Origin of the sequence: Streptomyces sp. NBC_01298, assembly GCF_035978755.1 — a bacterium.
Classification (GTDB): Bacteria; Actinomycetota; Actinomycetes; order Streptomycetales; family Streptomycetaceae; genus Streptomyces.
The window spans coordinates 5,854,024-5,866,064 of the sequence record NZ_CP108414.1; the positions used below are offsets into that span (position 1 = coordinate 5,854,024).

Genomic DNA, 12,041 nt, shown 5'->3' on the forward strand with positions numbered 1-12,041 from the left:
CCACTGGTGCGGGGGACCTTTCCTTGGACCTCGTTACGCGTGCTCGCGCAGCACCCGGCCCGGGGCGTACAGCTCCGTCACCGTGGGACCGGCCGCGGCCAGTGCCGCCGCGGCCCGCTGCGGCTGCGGAGTGCGCTGGTGCGGCACCGGCGACTCCGACAGCTGTGCCACCTGGACCACGTCCGCCTGCGGGCGACGGGCCCGGTAGGCGGAGCGGTAGGCCGCCGGGGAGGACCCCAGCTGGCGGCGGAAGTGACCGCGCAGGGCGACCGGCGAGCGGAACCCGCAGCGTCCGGCGACCTCGTCGACCGAGTAGTCGGAGGTCTCCAGCAGCCGCTGCGCCTGAAGCACCCGCTGGGTGATCAGCCACTGGAGCGGCGCACTGCCGGTGAGCGAGCGGAACCGCCGGTCGAAGGTGCGCCTGCTCATGTAGGCGCGCGCCGCCAGCGTCTCCACGTCGAACTGCTCGTGGAGGTGTTCCAGTGCCCAGGCGACGACCTCGGCCAGCGGGTCGGCGCCGATCTCCTCCGGCAGCGACCGGTCGAGGTAGCGTTCCTGGCCACCCGTGCGGCGCGGCGGGACGACGAGCCTGCGGGCCAGTGCGCCCGCCGCCTCGCTGCCGTGGTCCGTGCGCACGATGTGCAGGCACAGGTCGATTCCGGCCGCGGTGCCCGCGGACGTCAGCACGTCGCCGTCGTCGACGAACAGCTCGCGCGGATCGACGTGGACGGACGGGTAGCGCTTGGCCAGCGTCGGCGCGTACATCCAGTGCGTCGTCGCGGGCCGGCCGTCCAGCAGGCCGGCGGCGGCGAGCACGAACGCACCCGTGCACAGTCCGACGATCCGGGCCCCCTCCTCGTGCGCCAGACGCAGCGCGTCGAGCGCCTCCGGCGGCGGAGGCGAGGTGATGGAACGCCACGCGGGAACGACGACCGTGCCTGCCCGGGCGATCGCCTCCAACCCGTATGGCGCGGTCAGTTCGAGTCCGCCGGTGGTCCGCAGCGGACCGTCCTCACCGGCGCACACGAGCAGTCGGTAGCGTGGAACTCCCGCGTCCTGCCGGTCAATGCCGAACACGGAAAGTGGAATGGAGCTCTCGAAGATCGGTCCGCCGCTGAAGAGCAGCACCGCGACGATCTCCCTGCGGCGACGCCCCGCGAGCTTCCTGCCGTCTACGACGACGGCGGTGGAATCCTGGCTCATGGCGCTAAGCCCCCCTTGGGTGTCGCGACTCCTTGGTCTGGTCGCACCTGCACGTATCCCCTCGGCCTTGCACGTGGCTCCCCCGCCGTAAATACATGATCGAATCTACTGCGTCCCGTGGTGTCGGCGTGACAAGTTCAGCACGCAGCGCTATGTCGACTTGGCAACTTGGCGAAAAGCATTCGATCAGGAAGCCTTCCACTCCGCTACCCGGGTGGAAAGCGCAGTGTCCGGCCATGGCCAGTACTCGTAGGGTCAAAGACCCCTTGTAGCTCCGTAGTCGCTGATGGTGAGGGGGTCGGGGGGACATTCCGGCAAGGGGGGCGACCTGCCGGGAAGTTGGCTGAAAACATGCGGGTGTGGATGTGCGAATCGGTCAGTCGTGAGGGGACATCCCGCCGGAAACCTGACATCCGCGCTGGGTTCCGGCCCCGGAGCGCGAGTGCCGGCCCCGGTGCGCGGGCGTCAATCGGTCCTCCGCGAGGACCCGGGCGGCATTCCGCCCCGTCCGCTCCGTCTGCTCCGAGTGGCGCAGCAGGACCCGGCAGGCCGCCGTGACGGCCGCGAGGCCCAGAGTGGCGACGGCGGCCCCGCCGAAGGAGGTCCCGTAGACGACCAGGACCACGGGGACGAGCAGGCAGCTGAAAGCCGCCCAGCGCACCACGTCACCCGCCGGGTCCTCCTGGGGCCGCCGGGAGGGCTGCACGGACGAGTGAAGGGGAGGGGGCGGCGTGTGGACGGACTGCTTCGGCTGAGCGGGCGACTGAGCGGGCTGGACGGGGTGAACCGGACGACCGGGCACGGCGTGCTCCCTGCGGGCTCTTCCTGGACGGTCGGACTCGTACCCAACGGCGTGCGGCGCGGCTCGGTCACTGCGCGCACGGGTGGCGCACACCCGATGAGGTGCTCCCGGTCACTGGCTGTAGGGGGCAGCGGACATTGCCAAGGAGGCGTGGCTGCGGCATGCTCCCTGGGACGCTCTCCAAGGGCGGCATGACCTGTGCAGCACAGGAGTGTCGCCGTACCCTGGTGGGTATGGGCTTGGGAAGATGCTTCCCGGACAGAGCTCGGTCACACTGAGTTGTCTTTTTCTGGAATCGTCCCGCTTGAATCGTCGCTTCCGCCTATTGGCGCCCCGCCCGCTTGTCCCTTCCCCTGAGGACCTCTTCGCCGAGACACCCATGGCCGGTCACGAATTCTCCGAACCCGCGGACCGTAAGCGCAAACGCCTCGCCGACCCCGAATCGGCCGACCTGCGCGCGGTGGAACAACCACGTCATCCCTGCGACCCGGCCTTCCGGCACGGGGTCGTGGTGGGCTTCGACGGATCCACGTCCAGCGAGCGCGCCCTCGCGTACGCGATCGGCATGGCCCGTCGCTCCGGCTCCGGTCTGATCATCGTCCACGTCGCGAACCGGCTGCCCACCACCGTGTGGGCCGGCTGCGAGCCGCCGGTCTTCGTGGACGTGCCGGACCACCGCACCGAGGTGCTGGGACTGGAGCTGGCCTGCGCGGACTACCTGTCCGAGGTTCCGTGGATCCTCGTCGAGCGCGGCGGGGACATCTGCCACGAGCTGGAGGAGGTCGGCCGGGAGTACTCGGCGGACGCCATCGTGGTCGGTTCCACGCACGGGATCGTCGGCCGGATCTTCGGATCGGTGGCGGGCCGGCTGGCGAAGCGGGCGCAGCGACCGGTCGTTGTCATCCCGTAACCGACTGTATGTCGATTGTGCGGTTGTGCACCCCCATATAAGGGGTAGATAAAGGCTGCTGGGGCGCAGCAAACAACTGCAGATCGAAGGGAGCCCGCCGTGGACAATGGTGTCTCTGCGGGAAGCACGGCCTCGACTTCGACCCTCGGGCACATCGCCCTGGGTCTCACCCTTCTCGCGTTCGGGATCGGCAACACCGGCATCATCGACGGTGTGACCGCGGCGAACTCCGTGTCGCTCGCGATGTACCTCGGCGGACTCGCCCTGTTCGTCCTCGGAGTCCTCGAGTACCGCGGCGGCGACGGCTTCAACGGCACGGCCTTCGCGGGCATCGGCACCTTCTGGTTCATCTGGGCCGGCGGGGCCGACGGAAAGGTTTCGGCAGACGCGGCCGGACTGTTCCTCGTGCTGTTCGCCATGCTGGGACTGACCCTCACCGCCGCCGCCTCGGGCGGGCTGTTCGGTCAGGGCGTGTACGGCCTGTTCACCCTCTCCCTGCTGCTCCTGGCGATAGGCACCTTCGCCGAGAGCGACGGGCTGGCCAAGGCGGCCGGCTGGGTGGCGGCGCTCTGCGGACTGCTGGCCTGGTACGGGGCCACCGCGGCGCTGGCGAGCTGGCCGATGGCCCTCGGCAAGGGCCGGCGCGGAGCGGTCGCCACGAGCTGACGCACACCGCACGCGCACCGCGCGAAAAGGCCCCCGGGGATCCCCGGGGGCCTTTTCGCGCGTGCGACCTACTCGACGGTGACGGACTTCGCCAGGTTGCGCGGCTTGTCGATGTCCCGGCCCATGGCCAGGGCGGTGTGGTACGCCAGCAGCTGCAGCGGGATGCCCATCAGGATCGGGTCCAGCTCGTCCTCGTTCTTGGGCACGAGGATCGTGTGGTCGGCCTTCTCCTGCTTGCTGTGGGCGACCGCCAGGATCCGGCCGCTGCGGGCCTTGATCTCCTCGAGGGCCGCGCGGTTCTTCTCCAGCAGGTCGTCGTCCGGGACGATCGCGACCGTCGGCAGCGAGGGCTCGATGAGGGCCAGCGGGCCGTGCTTGAGCTCGGAGGCCGGGTAGGCCTCGGCGTGGATGTAGGAGATCTCCTTGAGCTTCAGGGAGGCCTCCAGGGCCACCGGGTAGCCCCGGACGCGGCCGATGAACATCATCGACTTGGCCTCGGCGTACTCGGCGGCCAGCTTCTTGATGTCTTCCTCGCCGTCCAGGATCTCCTGGATCTGCGCGGGCAGCTTGCGCAGGCCGTCGATGATCCGCTTGCCGTCGGTGACGGACAGGTCGCGGATGCGGCCGAGGTGCACGGCGAGCAGCGCGAAGGCCACGACCGTGTTGGTGAAGCACTTGGTGGAGACGACGCAGACCTCGGGGCCGGCGTGCACGTACACGCCGCCGTCGGCGGCGCGGGCGATCGCGGAGCCGACCACGTTGACCACGCCGAGGACGCGGGCGCCCTTGCGCTTGAGCTCCTGCACGGCCGCGAGCACGTCGTACGTCTCACCGGACTGGGAGACCGCGATGTAGAGGGTGTCGGGATCCACGACCGGGTTGCGGTAGCGGAACTCCGAGGCCGGCTCGGCGTCGGCGGGGATGCGGGCCAGGCTCTCGATGAGGCCCGCGCCGATCAGACCGGCGTGGTACGAGGTGCCGCAGCCCAGGATCTTGACCCGGCGGATGCCGCGCGCCTCGCGCGGGTCCAGGTTCAGGCCGCCCAGGTGGACGGTGTTGAAGCGGTCGTCGATCCGGCCGCGCAGGACGCGGTCGACCGCGTCGGCCTGCTCGGAGATCTCCTTGTGCATGTACGTGTCGTGGCCGCCCATGTCGTAGGAGGCGGCCTCCCACTCCACGGTCTCGGGCGTGGCGGTGGTCGTCGTGCCGGAGGTGGTGTAGGTCCGGAAGTCATCCGCCTTCAGGGTCGCCATCTCGCCGTCGTCGAGGGTGACGATCTGGCGGGTGTGGGCGACGAGCGCGGCGATGTCCGAGGCGACGAACATCTCCTTCTCGCCGATGCCGAGGACGACCGGGGAGCCGTTGCGGGCCACGACGATGCGGTCGGGGAAGTCGGCGTGCATCACGGCGATGCCGTAGGTGCCCTCGACGACCTTGAGCGCCTCGCGGACCTTCTCCTCCAGGGTGTCGGCCTGGGCGCGGGCGATCAGGTGGACGAGCACCTCGGTGTCGGTCTCCGAGAGGAAGACGACCCCGTCGGCCTCCAGCTTGGAGCGCAGCTCGGAGGCGTTGTCGACGATGCCGTTGTGGACGACGGCGACCTTGTTGTCGGCGTCCAGGTGCGGGTGGGAGTTGAGGTCGCTCGGGGCGCCGTGGGTGGCCCAGCGGGTGTGGGCGATGCCGGTGGTGCCGGCGAAGCGCTTGGGGACCCGGGACTCCAGCTCGCGTACGCGGCCCTTGGCCTTGACGACCTTCAGGGCCGCGGCCTTCGGGCTGTTGACGACGATGCCCGCGGAGTCGTAGCCGCGGTACTCCAGTCGCTGCAGGCCCTCCAGCAGCAGCGGTGCCACGTCACGCTTGCCGATGTAACCCACGATTCCGCACATAAGGTCTTTCCCCTCCTGAAGTTCGGTTGCTCTTGCCGCTGTCCGGATCCCCGGCAGGTGTCTCAGCCGTAGACGATGCGGCGCAGTTGCCGGAGCGAGAGCTCCGGCGGTGCCACGGCGCGGTGCGGCAGCTCGGCCGCGATCCGCTCGAAGATGTCCGCGTTGACCGCGCCCCCGGACTGGAGCTCACGGTGGCGCCGGCGGACGAACTCCTCGGTGCTCTCGTCGAAGTACGCGAGGACGTCGAGCACCACTCGGGCGGCTTCGCCCCGCTGGAGCGAGGTGCTGCGCACCAAGTGGTCGACGAGGTCGTCGTGCGACGGCGACGGGCGGCGGTCGGGCATCCGTCGATATTGGCGGTACGGGCCGAAGAACGCAAAAATCCTGCCCGAAATCGGGCAGGATTGCGCTGGTCTGGACCAGGGGAGGGGGTAATTCCGGTCTTAGAGGGTCAGAAAAGACCCAAAATCGCCGCTTTCGCCGTCGTGAACTCCTCGGCCGTGAGGATCCCCGCCTGATGCAGCTCTCCCAGCTCGCGCAGCCGCCGCAGCAGGGCGTCGTGGTCCTGCGCCGGGACGGGGGCGGGCGCGACGGCCGGACCGGGGTCCGGCGAGGGCGCGGGCGGGAGCGGGAGCGCAGGGGAGAGGGGGGAGGAGAGGGAGAGCGAGGGCGGGAGCGAGGGCGAGGGCTCGGGCGCCCGCGAGGGCGCCGCCGGGTGCGGCATGCGGACCGCCACGGCGGCCGCGACCAGCGCCATCAGGGGGTCCTTCTTGAAGCCGAACAGCTCCACCGTGTACGGGTCGTACTTCGGCGCCGCGCTCTGGCCGGCGCCGGCCAGGGCGAAGCGGATCCACCCGTTCTCCAGTCCCCGCGACGGGGCCCACTCCACCGACCGCAGGTCCGCGACCCTGAACTCCCGGGGGCCGCCGGAGCGTTTGGCCTCCTCCGTCGTCCAGTTCCATTCCAGGGCCACCCGGTCCCCGTCGAAGGCCACCGTCCCGTCGCCCGCGCCGACCGTGATCGGCACGGAGGGACCCGGCAGGAGGTAGGAATCGGCGGGGCCGCCGTCCACCTGGTCCAGCAGGAGGGCGCCCCGGACCTCGTCCACGAAGTACTCCGCCACCCCGCCGCGGTCCGGCTCCACCGTCAGCCGGTACGGGTCGGAGGCCTCCGGCAGCCGGCCGCCCGTCACCTGGAGCAGCGGGTCGGCGCCGTCTCGCAGCCGCAGGCGCAGCCGGCCCGCTTTGCGCCCCGGTTCGTAGGAGATGCCGGCCAGCGCGCGCAGCGGGACGAGTACCTCGCCCAGCGTCTGGCGCAGCGGTCCGACCCCCTTGTCGCGGCCCGGCACGATGCGCACCGCGTCCCCGTCGAAGGTCCATGTGCCGTCCTTCTGGATGATTTCCGCCATCCTTGGATTCTTGCATCGGCCCCACGAGCCCGGTTGGCCTATACCTATGCGCATGAGAGTCCCGCGACGCGTGCTCGCCGCCCTCCTGGTCCTCGCCGCCGTCCCCGCGGCCGCTTCCTGCTCCAGCGCCGCCAGGGGGGACGACGCCCGGCCGGGCGACGAGCCCCCCGTCGCGCTCGCGCCCTACCAACGGCTCCTCCCGGCGCCCGTCTCCGCACGGGCCAAGGGTCCGGGGTACGCCTTCGGCCCGGGCACGGTCATCCGTACCGGCCTGACCGGCGACGAGGAGGTCCGCAAGGTCGGCGAACTCCTCGCCGAGCAGCTCCGCGGCCCCAGCGGGCTGCCGCTGCCCGTGGTCGACGGCGCGGAGGGAGACGGGATCCGGCTGCGGATCGACGAGGGCGCCGAGGGGGCGGGGGAGGAGGGCTACCGGCTGGAGTCCGGGCCCGGCGGGGTCACCCTCACCGCCCGCACGCCGGCGGGCCTCTTCCACGCCGGCCAGACGCTGCGCCAGCTCCTGCCGGTGTCCGGCCCGGGAACGGTGCCCGGCGGCACGGTCACCGACGCGCCGCGCTTCGCGTACCGCGGTGCCATGGTGGACGTGGCCCGCCACTTCTTCACGGTGGAGCAGGTCAAGAGGTACGTCGACCAGCTCGCGCAGTACAAGGTCAACACCCTGCACCTGCACCTGACCGACGACCAGGGCTGGCGCATCGCGATCGACTCCTGGCCGCGGCTGGCGGAGTACGGGGGCGGGAGCGAGGTCGGCGGCGGGCCCGGCGGGCACTGGACGAAGGACGAGTACCGGGACCTGGTGGCGTACGCCTCCGAGCGGTACGTGGACGTGGTCCCCGAGATCGACATGCCGGGCCACGTGAACGCCGCGCAGGCCGCCTACGCCGAGCTGAACTGCGACGGCAAGGCGCGCGAGCGCTACACCGGGATCAAGGTCGGCTTCAGCTCGCTGTGCGTGGGCCAGGAGCGGACCTACGCGTTCATCGACCAGGTGCTGGGGGAGCTCGCGGAGCTGACCCCGGGCAAGTACCTGCACATCGGCGGCGACGAGGCCCACTCCACGCCCGCGGCGGACTACGCGGCCTTCATGGACCGGGCCCAGGCGGTGGTGGCGAAGCACGGCAAGACGGTGGTGGCCTGGCACCAGCTCGCGACGGCCCGGCCGGCCCCGGGGGCGGTGCTCCAGTACTGGGGACACGACCGCACGGCGGCGGCCGAGAAGGCGGCGGTGGCCGCGGCGGCCAAGGCGGGCAGCCCGGTGATCCTGTCCCCGGCGGACCGGCTCTACCTGGACATGAAGTACGACAAGGACACGAAGCCGGGCCTGGCCTGGGCCGGGTACGTACCGGTCCGCCGCGCCTACGACTGGGACCCGGGGGCCTACCTGCCGGGCCTCCCGGAGTCCGCGGTCCTCGGGGTGGAGGCCCCGCTCTGGACGGAGACCATCGCGACGCGGGGGGACTGGGAGCTGATGGCCTTCCCGCGCGTCCTGGGCCTCGCGGAGCTGGGCTGGTCCCCGGCCGCCACCCACGACTGGACCGCGTACCGCGGGCGACTGGCCGCCCAGGGCCCCCGCCTGGACGCCCAGGACATCAACTACCTCCGGACACCGGAGGTGCCGTGGTCCTGACGGCCTAGAGCTCCGCGGCCGGGTCCTCGTCCGGGGCCCGGCCCGCGTAGGCCTCCGCGAGGAGTTGTTCCTCGGTGGCGCCCAGGCGCCAGTAGCCGGTGAAGCGGACCGCGCGGCGGTCGATGCCGCAGTCCTGGACGAAGTGCCTGCGCACCGCCCGGATCGTCGCGGACTCGCCCGCGATCCAGGCGTACGGGGCTCCGGCGGCGGGCCGTTCGGCGGTCCGGAGGGCGTCCAGGACCCGGTCGGTGCGTTCACGGCCGGCGCCGGGGTCCCGTACGACCCAGGTGATGTCCGCGCCGGCGGGCGCCCGGAGGTACAGGCGGTCGTCCTCGTGCGGGATCTCGAACCAGGCCCTGACCGGGATCCCGGCCGGGAGGCGGTCCAGGATCGCGGCGGCCGCGGGCAGGGCGGTCTCGTCGGCGTAGAGGAGGAACGCGTCGGTGCCGGCCGGCGGCTGGAAGCGTACGGACTTGTTCTCCGCGACGGCCGGGCCGATGGCCAGGATCCGGCGGCCGGTCACCGCGCGGCCCGCCCAGGACGAGGCGGGGGAGGAGCCCCCGTGCAGGACGAAGTCGATGTCCACCTCGTCCACGCCGTCGGCGGTCCGGCGCTGTTCGCGGACCGTGTACGAGCGCATCACCGGGCGTTCCTCGTCCGGCATCCCGCGCCAGTCCGCGAACCAGGTGTCCTCGTCCGTGGACGGCAGCGCCGTGTGCTCCCGCCCGGCGGGCGGCAGGAAGAGGGAGAGGCTCTGGTCGTGGCCGCCCGAGCGGAAGCCGCTGAGGGACTCGCCGCCGAAGGTGATCCGCAGGAAGGAGCGGCCGAGGCGGCGCGTGCGGAGCACTTCCAGTGCGAAGAACCGGAAGTGCGGGGTGGCATCGGCGATTTCGGCGATTCCGGCGCCTTCGGGTGCGGCGTCCGGGGCGGTGGCGGTCATGCGGTCCCCCTGGGAGTCGGGTCGGTGGCGGGCCGGGCGGCCGGTACGGCAGCGGGGCGATGCGGCCCGTTGGTGCGCGGGATGCGGCAGAAGGCCCCGGCGCCCGGGTGGGGCGTCGGGGCCGGACTGCCGGGGCCGGTCTGCCGGGGCCGGTCTGCCGGGGCCGGTCTGCCGGGGCCGGTCTGTCGGGGCCGGACTGCCGGGGCCGGGCGTCGCGGGCCCGGCAAGATCCGAAAGAGACGACCTGGGGGTCAGCTGACCTTCTTGGCGCCCTGGATGGCCTTGGTGAGCTCTTCGACGATCTGCGCGCACTTCTCGTAGGAGTAGATCGGCTCCGTCACGCGCGGGGTGATCTGGCCGGCCTTGACGGCCGGCATCTCGGCCCAGGTCGGCTTCGCCTTCAGCTCCTGCGGCTGGAGGGTGCCGGTGCGGTTGTCGAGGAGGACGACGTCGGCCTTGTACTTGCCGGCGTTCTCCCAGCTGAGGCTCTCGAAGAAGCCGCCCTCGACCTTGTCCGGGGTGATGAACTCGACGCCGAGCGACTGGAAGTACTTCAGGTCGGCGGAGGTGGCCGGGGTGGAGACGTAGAACAGGTCGGCGGCGCCGGAACCGACGAGCACCTTGATGCCGGGGTTCGCCTTGGTGGCCTCGCGGAGCTTCGCGGAGGCGGCCTCGAAGCGGGCCTTGGCGTCCACGGTCTTCTTGGCGTTCAGGTCGGCGCCGAGGGACTTCGCGAGGTCCGCGGTGCGGGCCAGGGCCTTGTCCATGGTGACGTCGCCGCCGACGCCGATCGCGGCGGCCGGGGCCAGCTTCAGGATCTTGTCCTTGGAGGCTTCCGGCAGGTACCAGTAGCTGCCGGGCTCCCAGGTGTTGGTCACCAGGAGGTCGGGCTGGAGGGCCGCGTACTTCTCGACGTTGAACTCGTCGTAGACGTTGCCGAGGATCTCGACCTTGGAGATGTCCATCGACCCGGCCTGTACGTCGGCCTTGCCGTCGGCGGTCTTCGTCGGGCCGAACACGCCCTTGACCTCGACCCCGTAGTCGTGGAGCGCGGCGGCGGTGCCGGTGAAGGCGACGATGTTCTTCGGCGTGGACTTGGTGGTGACGTCCTTGCCCATGTCGTCCTTGAAGCTCCAGGGCCCCGAGGCCGCGGCGCCCGTGCCCTTGTCGCCCGAACCGTCCTTCGCGGAGTCGCTGCCGCCGCAGGCGGTGAGCGCGGCCACGAGGCCGAGGGCGCCGCCTGCCGCGATGAGGCCGCGGCGGGTGAGGAGGGAGGAGCGGGACTTGGGCATGGGGATGTCCACTTTCGTGCGTACTGGGTGGCTCGGGCGTTCGATAGGAAGGTTAGCCTAACCTTTGCTGGAAACGATAAAGGGCCCTCCGCCTGGAGGGCCCCGTACCGCACCGCCGACTGCCGCTAGGAGGAAAGCCCCAGCTCACGGGCGATCAGCATGCGCTGCACCTCGCTCGTGCCCTCGCCGATCTCAAGGATCTTGGAGTCGCGCCACATGCGGGCCACCGGGTACTCGTTCATGAACCCGTAGCCGCCGTGGATCTGCGTGGCGTCGCGCGCGTTGTCGACCGCCACCGTCGAGGAGTACAGCTTCGCGATGGCCGCCTCCTTCTTGAACGGCTCCCCGGCCACCAGCCGGGAGGCCGCGTCGCGCCAGCCGATCCGGGCCATGTGGGCGCGCATCTCCATGTCCGCCAGCTTGAACTGGATGGCCTGGTTGTCGCCGATCGCCTTGCCGAAGGCGTGCCGCTCCTTGGCGTACTTCACCGACTCGTCCACGCAGCCCTGCGCCAGGCCCGTCGCGAGCGCCGAGATGGCCACGCGGCCCTCGTCGAGGATCCGCAGGAACTGGGCGTAGCCGCGGCCCTCCTGGCCGACCAGGTTGGCGAGGGGGACCCGTACGCCGTCGAAGGACAGCTCACGGGTGTCCGAGGAGTTCCAGCCGACCTTGGAGTAGGGGGCGGCCACCGTGAAGCCGGGGGTGCCGGACGGGACGATGATCGAGGAGATCTCCGGGCGGCCGTCTGCCTTGCGGCCCGTCACGGCGGTGACGGTGACCAGACCGGTGATGTCCGTACCGGAGTTGGTGATGAAGCACTTGGAGCCGTTGATCACCCACTCGTCGCCGTCCCGGACGGCGGTCGTGCGGGTGCCGCCCGCGTCGCTGCCCGCGCCGGGCTCGGTCAGGCCGAAGGCGCCGAGGATCTCGCCGGAGCACATCCGCGGCAGCCACTCCCGCTTCTGCTCCTCGGTGCCGAAGAGGTACAGGGGCATCGCGCCGAGCGAGACGCCGGCCTCCAGGGTGATGGCGACCGAGGAGTCGACGCGGGCCAGCTCCTCGAGGGCGATGCCGAGGGCGAGGTAGTCGCCGCCCATGCCGCCGTACTCCTCCGGGAAGGGCAGGCCGAACAGGCCCATGCGGCCCATCTCGCGGACGATCTCGTACGGGAACTCGTGCCGCTCGTACAGATCGCCGATCTTGGGCGCCACCACATCGTGCGCGAACGCCTCTACGGTGCGGCGGAGTTCCTCGTGCTCGGGGGTGAGCCGGTGGTCGAGGGCCATGGT

At 71.3% G+C, this 12,041-nt stretch carries 11 protein-coding genes; 3 read left to right on the forward strand and 8 right to left on the reverse strand.

Annotated elements, in window-relative coordinates:
• Positions 1-33 precede the first annotated feature (33 nt).
• Together OG730_RS26630 and OG730_RS26635 are read right to left on the reverse strand one after the other, a co-directional pair.
• Entirely contained in the window at positions 34-1,203 is a 1,170-nt protein-coding gene (locus OG730_RS26630) for a helix-turn-helix domain-containing protein (RefSeq protein WP_250741288.1), read from the reverse strand.
• A 376-nt stretch (positions 1,204-1,579) separates the two neighbouring features.
• Positions 1,580-1,909 (reverse strand): hypothetical protein, encoded by a 330-nt coding sequence (locus OG730_RS26635; RefSeq protein WP_327306597.1) that lies wholly within the window; start codon positions 1,907-1,909, stop codon positions 1,580-1,582.
• A 475-nt stretch (positions 1,910-2,384) separates the two neighbouring features.
• Between OG730_RS26635 and OG730_RS26640 the strand changes: the two genes are divergently transcribed.
• On the forward strand, positions 2,385-2,915 hold the full coding sequence (locus tag OG730_RS26640) for a universal stress protein (RefSeq protein WP_214951587.1): 531 nt from the start codon (positions 2,385-2,387) through the stop codon (positions 2,913-2,915).
• Positions 2,916-3,014: 99 nt separating this feature from the next.
• On the forward strand, positions 3,015-3,581 hold the full coding sequence (locus tag OG730_RS26645; RefSeq protein WP_327306598.1) for an acetate uptake transporter: 567 nt from the start codon (positions 3,015-3,017) through the stop codon (positions 3,579-3,581).
• A 68-nt stretch (positions 3,582-3,649) separates the two neighbouring features.
• Here OG730_RS26645 and glmS read toward each other — a convergent pair whose 3' ends face one another.
• The 3 genes from glmS to OG730_RS26660 form a co-directional block, all read right to left on the reverse strand.
• Complete coding sequence (gene glmS / locus OG730_RS26650; protein ID WP_327306599.1) at positions 3,650-5,467, reverse strand: glutamine--fructose-6-phosphate transaminase (isomerizing); 1,818 nt, start codon at positions 5,465-5,467, stop codon at positions 3,650-3,652.
• Positions 5,468-5,529: 62 nt separating this feature from the next.
• Positions 5,530-5,811, reverse strand: a complete 282-nt coding sequence (locus OG730_RS26655; protein ID WP_327306600.1) for a hypothetical protein — start codon at positions 5,809-5,811, stop codon at positions 5,530-5,532.
• A gap of 107 nt (positions 5,812-5,918) precedes the next feature.
• Positions 5,919-6,875: a DUF4429 domain-containing protein gene (locus tag OG730_RS26660; RefSeq protein WP_327306601.1), complete on the reverse strand. Its 957-nt coding sequence runs from the start codon at positions 6,873-6,875 to the stop codon at positions 5,919-5,921.
• Positions 6,876-6,927: 52 nt separating this feature from the next.
• Between OG730_RS26660 and OG730_RS26665 the strand changes: the two genes are divergently transcribed.
• On the forward strand, positions 6,928-8,520 hold the full coding sequence (locus OG730_RS26665; protein ID WP_327306602.1) for a beta-N-acetylhexosaminidase: 1,593 nt from the start codon (positions 6,928-6,930) through the stop codon (positions 8,518-8,520).
• Between the two features lie 4 nt (positions 8,521-8,524).
• On the opposite strand, the gene OG730_RS26670 is transcribed toward OG730_RS26665, so the two are convergent.
• The 3 genes from OG730_RS26670 to OG730_RS26680 all read right to left on the reverse strand — a co-directional run bounded on the left by OG730_RS26670 (position 8,525) and on the right by OG730_RS26680 (position 12,038).
• Positions 8,525-9,460 carry a siderophore-interacting protein gene (locus OG730_RS26670; protein WP_327306603.1) on the reverse strand — a complete coding sequence of 312 codons (936 nt, stop codon included), beginning with the start codon at positions 9,458-9,460 and terminating at the stop codon, positions 8,525-8,527.
• A gap of 251 nt (positions 9,461-9,711) precedes the next feature.
• Entirely contained in the window at positions 9,712-10,752 is a 1,041-nt protein-coding gene (locus tag OG730_RS26675; RefSeq protein WP_327306604.1) for an ABC transporter substrate-binding protein, read from the reverse strand.
• Between the two features lie 125 nt (positions 10,753-10,877).
• On the reverse strand, positions 10,878-12,038 hold the full coding sequence (locus OG730_RS26680) for an acyl-CoA dehydrogenase family protein (RefSeq protein ID WP_327306605.1): 1,161 nt from the start codon (positions 12,036-12,038) through the stop codon (positions 10,878-10,880).
• Positions 12,039-12,041: the final 3 nt, after the last annotated feature.